Source organism: Pseudomonas sp. Tun-23181, from assembly GCF_057415455.1.
The window spans coordinates 5,844,418-5,861,584 of sequence record NZ_CM171630.1 but is presented as its reverse complement, the minus strand read 5'-3'; the positions used below and the strand labels follow the sequence as shown (position 1 = coordinate 5,861,584).

Genomic DNA, 17,167 nt, shown 5'->3' with positions numbered 1-17,167 from the left:
GCTGGAAGTTACCCGCACAGTGGTGGAGGCAGGCGCAACAACCAACCAAGCCATACCCACCCGCCTATGCTCAGATGACTGCCCCCTGCGAAGGTCCGCCATGTTCTACCGCCTGGCCGCCGACGCCCTGGTCCTGCTGCACCTGGCCTTCATCCTGCTGGTGCTGTTCGGCGGCCTGTGGGTGCTCCGGTGGCGCCCCGCCCTGCTCATCCACCTGCCCGCCCTGGCCTGGGGCCTGGCGGTGGAGTGCCTGCACCTGGAATGCCCACTGACCGACTGGGAGAACCATATGCGCGCTGCCGCTGGCGTGGCCGGCTACCAGGGCGGCTTCATCGAGCACTACATCTGGCCGCTGATCTACCCGCCCGGGCTGACGCCACAGGTCCAGGTGCTGCTGGGCCTGTTCGTGTTGCTGCTCAACCTCGGCGTGTATGGCTACGTGCTCTGGCGCTGGCGGCGTACTAGCGCGTAGCGACCACGAACAAACGCGGAAACGCCAGCAGCACCTTGCCGTCGCTGGCCGGCGGATAGTCATGCTGCATCGCCTGCAGGTACAGCTGCAGAAAGTCCGCCTGCTCCCGCTCGTCCAGGCGCGCCAGGTACGGGCGCAGCGCCGAGCCCTTGAACCACTCCACCACCGCCTCGGCGCCACCGGCCAGGGGGTGGTGATAGGTGGTGCGCCATACATCCACGCGGGTGCACAGCGGGCTGAGCAGGTCGTAGTAGAACGCCGCGTTGTGCCGGGGCGGCAACGAGAAGTCGGCGAACCTGGCCGCCCAGGGCCCCTGGCTGGCGATTTCGCGCAACTGCCGGTGGGCGGGCTCGTCGAGGTTGTCCGGGGTCTGCACCGCCAGGCTGCCACCCTCGCTCAACTGGCGGACCAGGTGCGGATAGAGGGCGCCGTGGTCTGCGACCCATTGCAGCGAGGCGTTGGCCAGGATCAGGTCCTGGGGCTCGGCGGCCGACCAACCGGCAATCTCGGCGATCTCGCAGCGCACCTGGGGCACGCACAGGCGCCGCCGCTGGCGAGCCTTGTCGATCATGTCCGGGTCGCTGTCCAGAGCGACGACCAGGGCATCGGGATGGTGCTGGCGCAGCACTTCGGTGGAATTGCCCGGGCCGCAGCCCAGGTCCGTGGCATGGCGCACCGGCCGCGGCGGTACCGCCGCCAGCAGGTCGCGCACCGCGCGGGTACGTTCGTCTTCGAAAAGTGAATACTGGGTGGCGGACCAAGCCATGGCGGGTTCCTTCGGCAGGCTGAATGTCTGGAGGCCAGTGTGGGGGGGGGGGGGGGGGGGGGGGGGGGGGGGGGGGGGGGGGGGGATGCCTGTACTCGCAATCGAGCACAGGCATCCGCCACACTGGCCTCCAGCATAAGCCATCTGCAGCCGCATGGCCGGCCCAGCGAGGGCTCGGTCATGCGGGAAGGCAACCTCAGTGCTGCCGGGAGGTGCGCAGTTGGTGGACCACGCCCATCGCCACCACGATGGCTGCGGCGATGCCGGTGGAGATCACCAGGATCTGGTAGTCAGGCATGAACGCCATGACCACCAGGCAGACGATGATGAAGGCGATCACCAGGTAGGTCAGCCAGGGGAACAGCCACATCTTCAGGCGCACTTCCTTGCCTTCGGCCACCAGCTTGCGACGCATGCGCAGCTGCGAGAAAGCGATCACCAGGTACACCAGCAGGGCGATCATGCCGGTGGTGTTCATCAGGGTCTCCAGCACGTCCTTCGGGCGCAGGGTCTCACTGAAGTTGATCAGGGCGCAGAAGATGGCCACGGCGCACGACCCCATGATCGCGTACACCGGCACGCCGGTACCGGCACGTGTGATCTTGAAGAACGACGGCGCGTCGCCACGCTGGGACAGCGAGAACAGCATGCGCGAGGCGGTGTAGTGGCCGGAGATCAGGCAACTGCTCACCGAGGTCAGCACCACGAAGTTCATCAGCAGCTCGGCATACGGCACGCCCAGCAGCTCCAGGGTGCGGCGGTAGGCGCCATAGCCGGACTCGCCCAGGTGCGGGTCGTTCCACGGCACCAGGCAGACGATCAGGAAGATCGAGCCCACGTAGAACAGGCACACACGCCATACCACGGAGTTGGTGGCCTTGACGATCTGGGTGGACGGGTCCTTGGATTCGGACGCGGCGATGGTGACGATCTCGGCGCCGAGGAAGGCGAACATCACCCCGAGCAGCGCACCGATCACCGTGGTGAGGCCGTTGGGCATGAAGCCTTCGCTGGTCAAGTGGCTGATGCCACGCACCTCGCCGAACTGCCAGATGTTGAACACGGCCGCGGTGCAGACGATCAGGAAGCAGACGATGGCCACCACCTTGATCAAGGCGAACCAGAACTCGAACTCACCGTAGTGCTTGACGTTGAAGAAGTTGACCGTGATCAGCACACAGGTGGTGGCCAGCACGAACACGTTGACGCTGATACCAGGGAACCAGCCATGCAGGATCTTGCCCGCCACGTAGGCTTCCCAGGCCATGAGGATGACCCAGTACCACCAGTACAGCCAACCGATGGTGAAACCGGCCCAGCGGCCGATGGCGCGGTCGGCGTAGGTGGAGAACGAGCCGGTGTCCGGCGAGGAGGTCGCCATCTCGCCGAGCATGCGCATGATCAACACCACCAGGATGCCGCCGGCGAGATAGGCGAGGACCGCGGCGGGGCCTGCGCTGTGGATCACGCTGCCGGAACCGACGAACAAGGCGCCGCCGATGACCCCAGCGATCGACATCATCGTCAGGTGGCGCGACTTGAGCGAAGCACTGAGTTTGCTCTCGTGCTCCCCTTTCGCGGCCGTGGTGGATAGGGATGTTGCGTCCATCAGTTGTGTACCCCGTGCTTCTTTTTATCCAAGGAAAAACTGTGAAACCCCGATGGCTATCGGTCTCACCTGTACATCAGCGCCGGCGGCCGGCGTGCTGAACCCGACTGCTCGAATTCAACCTGCCGGCCACCCGTACGGGCAGGAGGTGTGCGAAAACACACGCAGGCCTTCCATGGCGGCCTGCTGACGTGCCCGGGGGTTGCCTCCCGGGTGAACTGAAATGCTTTGTCTGGCGATATCTGACACCTAATGTAAAAATGTCGGACACAGAGAGCCATGCACAGTGGCATGAAATCCGCACTGCACTGTACAGGCCGCCAATGCAATACACCCGCGACACCCTGCAGGCGCTTGGCGTTACGCACACCTGAAGGCACCCGAATGCTCGAACTACATCCAGACTCCCCTACCCCGCTGGTCAACCAGATCATCGACGGGCTGCGCGAGCTGATCGACAACCAGACCCTCAAGCCCGGCGCCAAGGTCCCCTCGATCCGCGCCTTCGCCGCGACGTACTCGGTGAGCACCTTCACCGTGGTCGAGGCCTACGACCGCCTGGTGGCCCAGGGGCTGCTGGTCAGCCGGGGCAATGCGGGGTTCTTCGTCAATCGCGCGGTGGGCGAGCTGCTGGACAACCACAACCAGGACGCCGACACCACCCGGCCAACGTTCAACGCCGAGTGGTACCTGCAGCAGATCTTCGAGATCCGCCAGTTACCGTTCAAACCTGGCTGTGGCTGGCTGCCCAACGACTGGATGTACGAGGACGGCCTGCGCCGTGGCCTGCGCCAGGTGGCTGGCAGCCCGCTGGAACTCTCCGGCTACGGCGACCCCATGGGCCTGCCGGAGCTGCGCGCGCTGACCGCGCAGAACCTGCAGCAGGAACTGTCGATCGTCGCCAACCCGGCGCAACTGATGCTCACCCACGGTGCCAGCCAGGCGCTGGACCTGGCCGTGCGCACCCTGGTGCGCCCCGGCGATGTGGTGCTGGTGGACGACCCTGGCTACCCCAACCTGATGAGCATCCTGCGCACCCAGGGCGCCACCCTGGTCGGCGTGCCACGCACCCCGGCCGGCTACGACCTGGATCACCTGGAGCGCCTGCTGGCCCACCAGCGTCCGACAGCCTTCTTCACCCAACCGCACCTGCACAGCCCGACCTGCTCGCGCACACCGCTGGCGCAGCTGCACCGCCTGCTGCAACTGGCCTCCCGGCATGGCTTTCGTCTGGTGGAGAACAACCTGTACGCCGACATGGTGGCCGAGCCCCAGCCATGCCTGGCCAGCCTCGACCACCTGCAGCAGGTGGTGTACGTGGGCAGCTACTCCAAGAGCATCTCGCCCAACGTGCGGGTCGGCTACCTGGTGGCCAACTCCGAGCTGATGCAGCAGTTACTGCACCTGAAGATGCGCTCGGGCCTGACCACCTCGCAGGTGATGGAGCGGGTGGTGTACGCGGCGATCATCGATGGCCGCTGGCGCAAGCACCTCAAGCGCCTGCGCCAGCGCCTGGCCGAGGCGCACCAGGAGGTGGGCCGGCACCTGCATCGGCTGGGCTTCGAGTTGTTCACCGAGTCGGACGAAGGGATGTACATCTGGACCCGGCACCCCGCGATCCCCGACAGCGCCGCGCTGCTCGACGATGCACTGGAGCAAGGGATCATGCTCGGGCCCGGGCAGTTGTTCATGGTCGATGCCCAGGCGACTGGGTGGATGCGCTTCAATGTGGCGTTCAGTACCGATCCGGCGATGTGGGAGTTGCTCGAGAAGGTGCTGGTCAAGCATGTACGTAGGGGTGGCCTGTAGGGGTAGTGCTGCAGGGGCTTGCGGAAGATAGCGTTTTGTCATTTGGGGGGCGCTTGCCCGACCGGTCGAGGGTGTCAGAAATTTTGTGTTCGGGCATAACATGAGTAAGAGGTGCATGTATGCCAACCAAAAAGAAACCCTTGCGTGACCTGCCCAAAATCCCCAAAGAGCTGCTGGAGCAGTTCGGTGAGGGCCTGATGACCGCAGAAGCTATCGAGGATGCCTCTGCGGCGTTTAAGAAGGCCCTGATCGAACGCGCGCTGCATGCCGAGCTTGACCACCACTTGGGCTATCGACCGGGCGCGCAGCGCCCAGAGGATGAAAGCAACCAGCGTAACGGCAAGAGTGGCAAGACGGTTTTAACGGGGGATGGCCCGCTGCGGCTGGAAATTCCTCGCGATCGAGACGGCAGTTTTGCGCCCATTCTGATCCCCAAGCACGAGCGGCGGTACACCGGTTTCGATGACAAGATCATCGCCATGTACGCCCGTGGAATGACGGTCAGAGAGATCCGAGCCTTTTTGTCCGAGCAGTATGGAACAGAGGTTTCACCCGACTTCATCAGCTCTGTGACAGACGAGGTCATGGAAGAGATTGGCGCGTGGCAACAGCGGCCACTGGAGCCGATGTACCCGGTCATTTTCTTCGATGCGCTGCGGGTGAAGATCCGCGAAGAGGGCCTGGTGCGCAACAAGGCCATTTACCTGGCCCTGGGCGTTCTCCCCGATGGGACGCGGGATATCCTGGGCATCTGGATCGAGAACACCGAGGGTGCGAAGTTTTGGATGAAGGTCTTTAACGATCTCAAGACGCGCGGTGTCGAAGATGTGCTGATTGCCGTGACCGATGGCCTCAAAGGTATGCCCGAGGCTCTTAGTGCCGTGTTTCCAGAGACGACGTTGCAAACGTGCATCGTGCACCTGATCCGCAACAGCCTCGACTTCGCGGCCTGGGACAAGCGGCGGGCTCTGGCCAAGGAGCTGAAGCCGATTTACCAAGCCATCAATGCTGAAGCGGCTGAGCAAGCACTCGATGAGTTTGAGAACGGGCCGTGGGGCGAGAAATATCCAACGGTGGTGGCTGCCTGGAGACGCGCCTGGGATCGAGTGATTCCATTTTTCGTCTTCCCACCGGCCATCAGAAAGGTGATTTACACCACCAACGCCATCGAGAGCATCAACGCCCAGCTACGCAAGGTCATCAAGACTCGCGGGCATTTCCCAAATGATGACGCAGCGACCAAACTGATTTGGCTGGGATTGCGCAACATAACAGCCAATTGGGGAAAACCGGCCCATGATTGGAAAAGCGCGATGAATCAATTTGCGATTCTGTACGGAGACCGGTTCATCAGGCCGACCTGGTGAGAATCAGGGCCTGCCTGACGGCAGGCCGTTACCGACCGGTCCGGCGCCCCGCCAAGGCCTCCCACAAGGCCCTGCAAACCACATCATTCGTGACCGACTCGACACCCTGTGGGAGCGGGCTTGCCCGCGAAAAGGCCAGCAGCGACAACGCAACTGCCGGCCCTTGCCCGCTTAACGCCAATCCCCCTTGTCCGCAAAGAACGCCTGCGCATTCGCCTCCAGGCTCTCCAGGTGATACCCCCCTTCCTGCACGATCAGACACGGCAAACGCAACGCCCGAATCTGCTCACCCAACGCCGCAAACCCTTCGGTCGTCACCGCCACCTTGCTCTGTGGGTCCAGCTCGTAGATATCGAAGCCCAGCGACAGCACCAGCACCTCGGCACCGAAGTCCTTCACCGCATCCAGCGCGATCTCCAGTTGCCCCATGAAGTCGGCTTCACTGGCCCCGTGCGCCATCGGCAGGTTGAGGTTGTACCCCTCCCCCGCACCACTGCCACGCTCATCCTCGAACCCAGCGACACCCGGGTAGAAGTTGGTCGGGTCGCCATGGGTCGACACATACAGCACGTCATTGCGCTCGTAGAAAATCTCCTGGATACCCTGGCCGTGGTGCATGTCGGTATCGAGGATCGCCACGCGGCCGTAGCGGCTGCGCAGGGCCTGGGCGGCGACGGCGGCGTTGTTGATGTAGCAGAAGCCACCGGCGGCATCGAAACGCGCATGGTGCCCTGGCGGGCGGCATAGGGCATAGGCCGCGGGCTCGCCATCGAGGATGGCTTTGGCGCCCGCCACCGCGCTCTGCGCCGACCAGTACGCCGAACGCCAGGTCTGCTCGCCCACCGGGCAACTGCCGTCGGCCAGGTAGCGCCCGGCCTGGGCGAGGATGCCGCGCAGAGCGTTGGGCTCGCGCACGAAGATGTTCGACATGACCTCGTCGCCCCAGTCCTCGGGCACCTCCTTCCAGCGTGCATGGGCCTCTTCGAGGAAGGCCAGGTAGGCCTCGCCATGCACTGCCTTGAGCGGGCCGAGGCCGGCATCGTCGGGCTGGCGGATGTCGAAGCCCAGGTCCTTGGCCGCCTGCAGCAGGCGCAGGGCGCGCTCGGGGACTTCCTGGGGCGTGCGCATGGCGCCTCGGGAGTAGTAGCTGCGTGGATAGTGCAACAGCTGTTCGGGGTGGAAGTAGCAACGCATCAGACGTCTCCTTGTTCTACACGACCGGCACGGGCCAGCACGGCGTTGAGCAGTACATCCGCGCCCTGGCGGGCGTCTTCGGGCAGCACGTCCTCAGCTTCGTTGTGGCTCAGGCCACCGACGCAGGGGATGAACACCATCGCCGTCGGGCAGTAGCGCGCCAGCAGGATGGCATCGTGGCCGGCGCCGCTGACGATCGGCTGCTGCGCATAGCCCAGGCCATCCACCGCTTGTTGCACCGCCGCCACGCATGCAGGATCGAACGGCGTGGCCGGGCTGACCCAGTGGCGCTCGATACGCACCTGCAAGCCGCGTGTCTCGGCGATGGCCTGCAGGTGCCGGCCCAGGTCGCGCTCCATGGCCTCGATGGCCTCGTCACGGTGATGGCGCAGGTCGACGGTGAAGCGCACCACCCCCGGGATGGTGTTGCGCGAGGACTTGGCGATGGACAGCTCGCCCACGGTGGTCAGGCCCTCGGGGGCGAAGTCGGCGGCCAACTGCTCCACCGTCTGGATCATCCGCGCGGCGCCGTAGAGGGCGTCCTTGCGCAGCTTCATCGGCGTGGTGCCGGCGTGGGCCGCCATGCCCTCGACGGTCACGTCCAGCCAGCGGATCGCCTGGCCGCCGCTGACCACGCCGATGCTCTTGGCGTTGTCCTCGAGGATCGGGCCCTGCTCGATGTGCGCCTCGAAGTAGGCATCGACCTTGCCGCCCAATGGGCGCGAACCCGCGTAGCCGGTGCGCTGCAACGCCTCGGCCACGCTGACGCCCTCGGCATCGCGAATGGCCAGGGCCTCGTCCAGCGCCAGGGTGCCGGTGAACACCGCCGAGCCGAACATCGCCGGGGTGAAGCGGGCGCCCTCCTCGTTGGTCCACACGGCAATCTCCAGGGGCTTGCGGGTCTGGATGCCGAGGTCGTTGAGACGACGCACCACCTCCAGGCCCGCCAGCACCCCGTAGACGCCATCGAAACGGCCGCCTTCAGGCTGGGTGTCCAGGTGGCTGCCCATCATCACCGGCGCGGCATCCGGGTCGCTGCCTGGGCGGCGGGCGAACAGGTTGCCGATGGCATCCACCGACAGGCTCAACCCGGCCTCCCGGCACCAGGCCGCGAACAGCTCGCGGCCGGCCTTGTCTTCATCGCTGAGCGCCAGACGGCAGCTGCCGCCACGTGCGGTGGCGCCGACCTCGGCCATGGCCATCAGGCTCGCCCACAGGCGCTCGCCATTGCTTTTCAACATGTACGGGTACTCCAATCGAATCGGTGTGGATCAGGCCAGCTCGAGGTGCTGGCTGCGGGCGTACTGGCGCGCCAGGGCCAGGACGCAGATCAGGGAAATCGTGGCGATCAGGCTGTAGAACAGCGCCATCGGCCACCACTGCCCGGTGAAGGTATGGGCCAGCCAGGTGCCGATCAGCGGGGTCAGGCCACCGGCGATGGCGCCGCAGACCTGGTAGGCCATGGAGATCGCGGTATAGCGCACGCGGGTTTCGAACATGCCACTGACGTAGCCGGCGATCACCGCGTAGAACGAGGCCATGCACGCCGCCGCCAGGGCGATGCCGAGCACGATCAGCGGCCCCTGGCCGGAGCTCACCAGCACGAACATCGGGTACGGCGAGGCCATGGCCAGCAACGACACCAGGCACAGGAAGCGGGTGGCGCCCACTTTCTCGGACACCCAGGCGGCCAGCGGCTGCACGCAGAACTGGATGACCGCCACGAAGAACAGGCACTCGAGGATCAGCGCACGCTCCAGGTGCAGTTGCTGGGTGGTGTAGCTGATCATGAAGGTGTTGGTGAAGTAGACCCCGGCGATGCCCAGGGTGTTGGCACCGATGCACAGCAGCAATGGCCGCCAGGCCGTGCGCAGCACCTCCAGCACTGGCGCCTGTTCCTTGCGCCGGGTCTTTTCGGCCTGCTCGCGGCTGGCGATGAACTCCGGCGACTCATTGACCCCCAGGCGAATCGCCAGGCCCACCAGCAGCAACAGCGCACTGGCCAGGAACGGCACACGCCAGCCCCAGCTCATCAGTTCTTCCTCGGGCAGGCGGGTCACCGCGCCGAAGGCCAGCAGCGAGAGAATCAGGCCGGCCGGGCTGCCGAGCTGGGCGAACGAGGCGAAGAAGTTGCGCCGGCCCTTGGGCGCATGCTCGCCGGCCATCAGCACCGCCCCACCCCACTCACCGCCCACGGCGATGCCCTGGACGATGCGCAGCAGGACCAGCAGCACCGGCGCGGTGGCGCCGATCTGCGCATAGGTCGGCAGCAGGCCGATGCCCACGGTGACCACGCCCATCATCAGCAAGGTGATGACCAGGGACTTCTTGCGCCCGATGCGGTCACCGACATGGCCGAAAACCAGGCCTCCCAGGGGGCGGGCGAAGAAACCCACGGCGAAGGTGCCGAAGGCGGCCATGGTGCTGAACAGGCTGTTGTCGGAGGGGAAGAACAAGGCGCCGAACACCAGGGCGGCGGCGGTGGCGTAGATATAGAAGTCGTACCACTCGATCATGGTGCCGATGAACGCGGCGGCGGCGGCACGGCGCGGCTGGGGCGAAGCGGAAGGCTTCATGGGTCTGGCTCCTTTGCTTTTGTTCTGGCAGGAGTGATTAGGGGCTCACGGCGGCGCTCTGTCGGCGCCTGGTCAAGCTGTTGGGTGGTGCTCGAATACTCTGCCGGTCAACCAGGCGGTGCTTACCGCCCTTCGCGGGCAAGCCCGCTCCCACAAGGCCCCTGCAAACCGCCCCTTTCGTGGTCGACTCGGCCCCTGTGGGAGCGGGCTTGCCCGCGAAGGGGCGCTTGCAAGGCTGGACTGACTGGCATCAGGGCAAACCTGCGACAGCCTTGCCCTGGCTACGATTTATCGGCTCAGGGCTATGATTAGTCAATTTTCTATTTATTATTCGAACTATTACCCCTGATTATTATCGAGCCCGCCATGCCCGACCGCCTGCTCAACGACCGCCTCGACTGGAACCTGCTGCGCACCTTCCGGGTCATCGGCCAGGAACTCTCCATCAGCCGCGCCGCCGCCCGCCTGCACCTGACCCAGCCAGCGGTGAGCCAGGCACTCAAGCGCCTGGAGGAACAGCTCGGCCGCCAGCTCATCGCCCGCCGCGGGCCACGCTTCGTCCTCACCGAAGTGGGCGAACAGCTGTTCCTGCTCTCTGGCGAGGTGTACGGGCAAATGTCGCAGATCGGTGGCCTGCTGGAGCAACCTACCGACGAGCTGGTGGGCAAGGTGCGCCTGTTGATGATCAGCCGCATCTGCTCGACACGCTTCGACGACTTCCTCGCCGACTTCCACCGCCAGCACCCGCGCGTGGAGCTGGAGATCGATGTGATGCGCAGCTCCGACATCGTCGCGGCCCTGCAGGAAAAGACCGCCACCGCCGGCCTGAGCCTCAATCGCCGGCCCCAGCCGCGCCTGGAGCAACGCCTGTTCCTGCGCCAGCGCTATGCGTTCTTCTGCGGCAAGCACCACGCCCTGTTCGGCAAGCCCGAGGGCGACCTGCAACGGGAGAACTTCGTCAGCTTCACCAGCGACCAGATCGGCGGCATGCTCTCGCCGCTCACCATCTTCCGAGACCAGCAAGGGTTTTCCGGGCGCATCGTCGCGTCCTCGCCGAGCCTTGAGGAAGTGCGTCGCCTGGTGATCGCGGGGTTCGGCATCGGCTGCCTGCCCGAGCATGTGGTCGCCCCCGACGTGGACGCCGGGCTGCTGTGGCGGCTGCCGCCCCACGAAGGGATCGCCGACGTCGACATCCACCTGCTGTGGAACCGCGACCAGCGCATGAGCCGTGCCGAGCGTGAGTTCATCGAAGCCCTGCAGGCGAGCCTTGCCTGAGTGCCATTGGGGCTTGCCTCAGTACCCGGCCCTCTCCCTCCAGCCATACCGTTCGTCGAGTTTTCCTCAGTCTCTTCCAACCCCAAGGTCCCGCCCGTTTCTAATGAAGAACGCATCTGCTTGAGAAAAACTCAAGCCAGCCCATTCGTGGTCGGCTCGGCCCACGCGCTTTGTTATCCTCACCGCTCCCTGTCGACAAGCGCCCCCTCATGACCGACGGCCCAGCCACCCTCCCCCCACTCAACGGCCTGCGTGTGTTCGAGGTCGCCTCCCGACACCTGAACTTCCGCCTCGCGGCCGAGGAGCTGGGGGTTACCCAGGCTGCCGTGGCCCAGCAGGTCCGCGCCCTGGAAGCGAACCTGGGCATCAAGTTGTTCGAGCGTCTGCCGCGCGGGCTCAGGCTGACCGACGCGGGCCTGGGCTACAGCAGGACTCTGCGCAACGCCTTCGCCCTGATCAGCGAGGCAACCAGCGCCCTGCGCCCAGGCAACAGCCACCTGACGGTGAGCGTCACCCCTACCTTCGCCTCGAAATGGCTGATCCCGCGGCTGGCGTCCTTCACCGAGGCCCATGGCGAGATCGACCTGCGGGTCCTGGCCACCGACCGCCTGTCGCAGTTCCATGCCGATGGCGTGGACCTCGCCGTGCGCTACGGCCAGCCACCGTTCGGCCCTGGGCTCAACACCGAGCGGCTGCTGGAGCAGCGCGTGGTCGCGGTGGCCAGCCCAACGCTGCTGGCGCAGAGGGGCAGGCCGCAGAACCTCGAGCAGCTACAGCACTTCCTGCTGCTGCACGACGCCCACAATTTCTGGCCTGAATTCATCGCCCGGTTGTTCGGGCAACCGGCGCAGCCCATGCCGAAGAACGTGCGCTTCAACTAGACCTCACTGGCCATCGAGGCGGCCATCGCCGGCCAGGGGCTGGCGCTGTCGAGCCACTTCTTCGTGCAGAGCGACCTGGAGGCCGGGCGCCTGGCCCTGGTCTTCGACCATGCCCTGCACCTGGACAAGCATTTCTACCTGGTATGGCCGCGCAAGGGCGGCATGCCGGCGGCGCTGGAGACCGTACGCCAGTGGCTGCTACGCCAGGCGCGCTGACAACCCAGTAGTTTTTCTACTGTTACAACGAAGGTCACCTGCCTCCCGCCCACGTATTGGCCGGTGCTAGTCTGGTGGCCATTCACCGGACCACAGCCCCAAGGGAGGCCTTATGTCAGTAGAAAAAGTAGCGATCATCACCGCCGGCGGCAGCGGCATGGGCGCAGCGGCGGCCCGACGCCTGGCCGCGGAGGGGTTCAAGGTGGCGATCCTCTCGTCCTCGGGCAAAGGCGAAGCGCTGGCAAAGGAGCTGGGCGGCATCGGCGTGACCGGCAGCAACCAGTCCAATGACGACCTGCAACGCCTGATCGACGCCACCCTGCAGCAATGGCAGCGCATCGACGTGCTGGTCAACAGTGCCGGCCACGGCCCGCGTGCGCCGATCCTGGCGCTCAGCGACGACGACTGGCACGAGGGCATGGACACCTACCTGCTCAACGTGATCCGCCCTGCCCGCCTGGTCACGCCGGTCATGCAGCGCCAGCAAGGCGGCGTGATCATCAACATCTCCTCGGCCTGGGCCTTCGAGCCCAGCGAGCTGTTCCCCACCTCGGCCGTGTTCCGCGCAGGCCTGGCGGCGTTCAGCAAGCTCTTTGCCGATACCTACGCCAAGGACAACATCCGCATCAACAACGTGCTGCCGGGCTGGATCGACAGCCTGCCGGCCACCGAGCAACGCCGCGACAGCGTGCCGCTCAAGCGCTACGGCACGAGCGAGGAGATCGCCGCCACCATCGCCTTCCTGGCCAGCGAGGGCGCGGCCTACATCACCGGGCAGAACCTGCGCGTCGATGGCGGCCTGACCCGCAGCGTCTGACCGCCACCCCGCCCCCGTAGGGCCCGGTCACGAGGCGAGCCGGGCCCGCGCCGCGTGCAGTTTCTTGTAGCTGTCGATCAGCCGCAGGTGCCTGTCGAGCCCCTCCAGCTTCATGCTGGTGGGCGTCAGGCCGTAGAAGCGCACGCTGCCGTCCACCGAGCCGAGCACCGCGTCCATCCGCTCGTTGCCGAACATCCGGCGGAAGTTGACCTCGTAGTCCTCCAACGCCAGCTCGTCGTCCAGCACGACCTCCAGCACCACGTTCAGGGCCTGGTAGAACAGGCCGCGCTCGACGGTGTTGTCGTTGAACTGCAGGAAGGCCTCCACCAGTTCCTTGGCCTCTTCGAGCTGCTGCAGGGCGAGATGGATCAGCAGCTTGAGCTCCAGGATCGTCAGCTGGCCCCAGGCGGTGTTGTCGTCGAACTCGATGCCGATCAAGGTGGTGATGTCGGTGTAGTCATCCTGTTCGCTGTCTTCCAGGCGTTCGAGCAGCGCCTGCAAGGCGGCATCGTCCAGGCGGTGCAGGTTCAGGATATCGGCACGGAACAGCAGCGCCTTGTTGGTGTTGTCCCAGATCAGATCGTCCACCGGGTAGATTTCCGAATAGCCCGGCACCAGGATGCGGCAGGCGGTTGCCCCCAGGTGCTCGTACACCGCCATGTAGACTTCCTTGCCCATGTCTTCGAGGATGCCGAACAAGGTCGCGGCTTCCTCGGCGTTGGAGTCGTCGCCCTGGCCGGAGAAGTCCCACTCGACGAACTCGAAGTCGGCCTTGGCGCTGAAGAAACGCCACGACACCACGCCGCTGGAGTCGATGAAGTGCTCGACGAAGTTGTTCGGCTCGGTCACCGCCTGGCTTTCGAAGGTGGGCTGCGGCAGGTCGTTCAGGCCCTCGAAGCTGCGGCCCTGCAGCAACTCCGTGAGGCTGCGCTCCAGCGCCACCTCGAAGCTCGGGTGGGCGCCGAACGAGGCGAACACACCGCCGGTACGCGGGTTCATCAAGGTCACGCACATCACCGGGAACGCCCCGCCCAGCGACGCATCCTTCACCAGCACCGGGAAACCCTGCTCTTCCAGCCCCTGGATACCGGCCAGGATACCGGGGTACTTCGCCAGGACTTCGTGCGGCACATCGGGCAGGGCGATCTCGCCTTCGAGGATTTCGCGCTTCACCGCACGCTCGAAGATTTCCGACAAGCACTGTACCTGCGCTTCGGCCAGCGTATTGCCCGCACTCATGCCATTGCTCAGGAACAGGTTCTCGACCAGGTTGGACGGGAAATACACCACCTCACCGTCCGACTGGCGCACATACGGCAGCGAGCAGATGCCACGCTCGACGTTGCCGGAGTTGGTGTCGTACAGGTGCGAACCACGCAGCTCGCCGTCGGGGTTGTAGATCGCCAGGCAATGGGCGTCGAGGATCTCGGCCGGCAGAGCGTCCTTGCGCCCGGGCTTGAACCAGCGCTCGTCCGGGTAGTGCACGAACGCCGCATTGGCGATGTCTTCGCCCCAGAACTGGTCGTTGTAGAAGAAGTTGCAGTTCAGCCGCTCGATGAACTCGCCCAGGGCCGAGGCCAGCGCGCTTTCCTTGGTGGCGCCCTTGCCATTGGTGAAGCACATCGGCGAGTGGGCATCGCGCAGGTGCAGCGACCAGACATTGGGCACGATGTTGCGCCACGAGGCGATCTCGACCTTCATGCCCAGGCCCGCCAGGATGCCCGACATGTTGGCGATGGTCTGCTCCAGCGGCAGGTCCTTGCCGACGATGTAGGTGCTGGCGTGCGCGTCTGCGTCTGGCATCAGCAGGGCCTGGGCATCGGCGTCGAGATTCTCCACTTCCTCGATCACGAACTCAGGGCCGGTCTGCACCACTTTCTTCACCGTGCAGCGGTCGATCGAACGCAGGATGCCCTGGCGGTCCTTCTCGGAAATGTCCGCGGGCAGCTCGACCTGGATCTTGAAGATCTGGTTGTAGCGGTTTTCCGGGTCGACGATGTTGTTCTGCGACAGGCGGATGTTGTCGGTGGGGATATTGCGCGTGTTGCAGTACAGCTTCACGAAGTAGGCGGCACACAACGCCGACGAGGCCAGGAAGTAATCGAACGGCCCTGGTGCCGAACCATCGCCCTTGTAGCGGATAGGTTGGTCGGCAACCACCGTGAAGTCGTCGAACTTGGCTTCGAGACGGAGGTTGTCGAGAAAATTGACCTTGATTTCCATGCGGGGGCACCAGAGAGAGCGAGCAGAACGAAATGGCCGCCATTATCCTGATGCTGCCCCGCTAAGCCAAGCGTGATGCCAATTGCGGCCGCTTCGCGCCCCAGAGGATTACCGGGCTCAACCGCAACTGGCCCGGTCTCGCACCGGACACTGCGCCCGGTGCAGGTTCAACGCGGTATTGATGATGCCGATGTGACTGAACGCCTGCGGGAAGTTGCCCAGCATGCGCTTGCCCAAGGGATCGTACTGCTCGGCCAGCAAGCCCACGTCATTGCACAACCCAGTCAGCCGCTCGTACAACGCCTGCGCCTGCGCATGCCGCCCGAGCAGCACGTAGACGTCCGCCAACCAGAACGAGCAGACCAGGAAAGTCCCCTCCCCAGGCGTCAGCCCGTCGCTGCAACGGTCGCTGTCGTAGCGCAGCAACAGGCCGTTGCGCAGCAGGCGTCGCTCGATCTGTTCGAGGGTCCGCAGGAAACGCGGGTCATCGGCCGGCAGGAAACCGGTCAGGGCGATCTGCAGGAGGCTGGCATCCACCTCGCTCGAGCCGTAGGCCTGGACGAAACACTGGCGGCTTGGGTCCAGCCCCTGCTGGCAGACGTCCCGGTGGATCTCGTTCGCCACCTGGCGATAGTGCCGTCCACGCTCGCGGTCTTCTTCGGTGGTGTCCGACAGGCTCGCCGCACGGTCGAACGCGACCCAGGCCATGACCTTGGAATGCACGAAGTGCTGGCGCCCGCCGCGCACCTCCCAGATGCCTTCGTCAGGCTCGCGCCAGATCTTCTCCAGGTACGGCAGGATCAGCCGGGCGATGGCGGAGCTGCGCGGGTGGCGTGGCAGGCCGCCACGGATAGCCTGGGTCATGGCGTCGGCCAGCTCGCCATAGATATCCAGCTGCAACTGCTGCGCGGCGGCATTGCCGACACGCACCGGCTGGGAGTGCTCGTAGCCGGCCAGCCAGGGCAAGGTGAACTCGTGCAGGTCCCGCTCGCCTGCCAAGCCATACATGATCTGCATCTGCTCGGGGTTGCCGGCCACCGAGCGCAGCAGCCATTCGCGCCAGGCCTGGGCCTCGTCGAAGTAGCCCAGGTTCATCAAGGCCAGCAAGGTCATGGTGGCGTCGCGCAGCCAGCAGTAGCGGTAGTCCCAGTTGCGCTCGCCGCCGACGCGCTCGGGCAGCGAAGTGGTGGCGGCGGCGACGATGCCACCGGTGGGGGCGTAGGTCAGGGCCTTGAGGGTCAACAGGGAGCGGCGCACCAGCGACGTCCAGGGGCCGACGTCCGGGCAGCGCGCGGCGAAGGCCTGCCATTGGCTGATGCTGCGCTCCAGGGCCTGGTCGATGTCGAAGTCAGGTTGCGGGGGCAGGTGCGAAGGCTGGTGGCGCAGGCTGAAGACCTGGCGCTCGCCGGCGCACACGCGAAAGCGGCTGACGCTGTGGTGATCGCGAGAGTGCACGGCCTCGGTGCTGCGCAGAATCAGGCGGTCGGGGCCGGCGACCGCGCTGAGGGTCAAGGGGTCGAGCTTTTCCACCCAGGGGACGCTACGGCCGTAGTCGAAGCGCAGCACCAGGTCCATCTCGAAGGCGGTTTCGCCGGCCAGGCCTTCGACGATGCGCACCACGGCGTTGTGCTCGCCCAGGGGCATGCAGTCGATGACCCGGGCGCGGCCGGTGGCGGTGATGTAGGTGGTTTCGAGCACCAGGGTGTCATCGAGGTAGCGACGCTGGGTGGCTTCCACAGGGTCGCTGGGGGCCAGGCGCCAGCGACCGTTTTCCTCGTTGCCGAGCAGGGCGGCGAACACGGCGGGGGCGTCGAAGCGTGGCAGGCAGAGCCAGTCGAGGGAGCCGTCGCGGCTGACCAGGGCGGCGCTGCGGCAATTGCCCAGCAGGGCGTAGTCTTCGATCGGGGCTGGCATGGCGCCTCCTCTGTTGCACTGCGGATGACAGGCCGCTCCCGGGCTCAT

The 17,167-nt window shown here is 65.5% G+C and carries 12 protein-coding genes and 1 pseudogene; 6 read left to right on the top strand and 7 right to left on the bottom strand.

The window, feature by feature from the left end; genetic code table 11:
* Window positions 1-100: 100 nt before the first annotated feature.
* On the top strand, window positions 101-472 hold the full coding sequence (locus ACDI39_RS27480) for a DUF2784 domain-containing protein (RefSeq protein WP_225789151.1): 372 nt from the start codon (window positions 101-103) through the stop codon (window positions 470-472).
* Here ACDI39_RS27480 and tam read toward each other — a convergent pair.
* Together tam and ACDI39_RS27470 are read right to left on the bottom strand one after the other, a co-directional pair.
* Window positions 462-1,238, bottom strand: a complete 777-nt coding sequence (gene tam / locus ACDI39_RS27475; protein ID WP_253091039.1) for a trans-aconitate 2-methyltransferase — start codon at window positions 1,236-1,238, stop codon at window positions 462-464. The genes ACDI39_RS27480 and tam overlap by 11 nt on opposite strands.
* A gap of 196 nt (window positions 1,239-1,434) precedes the next feature.
* Complete coding sequence (locus ACDI39_RS27470) at window positions 1,435-2,847, bottom strand: amino acid permease (RefSeq protein ID WP_225789149.1); 1,413 nt, start codon at window positions 2,845-2,847, stop codon at window positions 1,435-1,437.
* Between the two features lie 384 nt (window positions 2,848-3,231).
* On the opposite strand from ACDI39_RS27470, the gene ACDI39_RS27465 reads away from it, so the two are divergent.
* Together ACDI39_RS27465 and ACDI39_RS27460 are read left to right on the top strand one after the other, a co-directional pair.
* Window positions 3,232-4,656 carry an aminotransferase-like domain-containing protein gene (locus ACDI39_RS27465; RefSeq protein WP_253081739.1) on the top strand — a complete coding sequence of 475 codons (1,425 nt, stop codon included), beginning with the start codon at window positions 3,232-3,234 and terminating at the stop codon, window positions 4,654-4,656.
* 119 nt (window positions 4,657-4,775) lie between these two features.
* On the top strand, window positions 4,776-6,023 hold the full coding sequence (locus ACDI39_RS27460; protein ID WP_486537192.1) for an IS256 family transposase: 1,248 nt from the start codon (window positions 4,776-4,778) through the stop codon (window positions 6,021-6,023).
* A gap of 171 nt (window positions 6,024-6,194) precedes the next feature.
* Here ACDI39_RS27460 and ACDI39_RS27455 read toward each other — a convergent pair whose 3' ends face one another.
* Genes ACDI39_RS27455 through ACDI39_RS27445 form a run of 3 tightly spaced genes read right to left on the bottom strand, consistent with a single transcriptional unit; the run spans window position 6,195 to window position 9,793 of the window.
* A complete protein-coding gene (locus tag ACDI39_RS27455) occupies window positions 6,195-7,217 on the bottom strand; it encodes a histone deacetylase family protein (protein WP_253091038.1) in 1,023 nt (340 codons plus the stop codon).
* Complete coding sequence (locus tag ACDI39_RS27450; RefSeq protein WP_253081741.1) at window positions 7,217-8,458, bottom strand: Zn-dependent hydrolase; 1,242 nt, start codon at window positions 8,456-8,458, stop codon at window positions 7,217-7,219. The genes ACDI39_RS27455 and ACDI39_RS27450 overlap by 1 nt, the downstream gene beginning before the upstream one ends.
* Window positions 8,459-8,488: 30 nt before the next feature.
* Complete coding sequence (locus tag ACDI39_RS27445; protein WP_225789145.1) at window positions 8,489-9,793, bottom strand: MFS transporter; 1,305 nt, start codon at window positions 9,791-9,793, stop codon at window positions 8,489-8,491.
* Window positions 9,794-10,159: 366 nt separating this feature from the next.
* Here ACDI39_RS27445 and ACDI39_RS27440 point away from each other — a divergent pair, with 366 nt between their 5' ends.
* From ACDI39_RS27440 to ACDI39_RS27430, 3 genes and pseudogenes are all read left to right on the top strand, one after another.
* On the top strand, window positions 10,160-11,068 hold the full coding sequence (locus ACDI39_RS27440; protein WP_225789144.1) for a LysR family transcriptional regulator: 909 nt from the start codon (window positions 10,160-10,162) through the stop codon (window positions 11,066-11,068).
* Window positions 11,069-11,277: 209 nt separating this feature from the next.
* Window positions 11,278-12,165 (top strand): annotated as a pseudogene (locus ACDI39_RS27435) (LysR substrate-binding domain-containing protein).
* 112 nt (window positions 12,166-12,277) lie between these two features.
* Entirely contained in the window at window positions 12,278-12,982 is a 705-nt protein-coding gene (locus ACDI39_RS27430; RefSeq protein ID WP_225789142.1) for an SDR family oxidoreductase, read from the top strand.
* Between the two features lie 27 nt (window positions 12,983-13,009).
* On the opposite strand, the gene ACDI39_RS27425 is transcribed toward ACDI39_RS27430, so the two are convergent.
* Entirely contained in the window at window positions 13,010-15,205 is a 2,196-nt protein-coding gene (locus tag ACDI39_RS27425; protein ID WP_225789141.1) for an OsmC domain/YcaO domain-containing protein, read from the bottom strand.
* 117 nt (window positions 15,206-15,322) lie between these two features.
* The gene (locus ACDI39_RS27420; protein ID WP_253091035.1) at window positions 15,323-17,119 is read right to left on the bottom strand and encodes a glycoside hydrolase family 15 protein; all 1,797 of its coding nucleotides are present in this window, start codon (window positions 17,117-17,119) and stop codon (window positions 15,323-15,325) included.
* Window positions 17,120-17,167 lie beyond the last annotated feature (48 nt).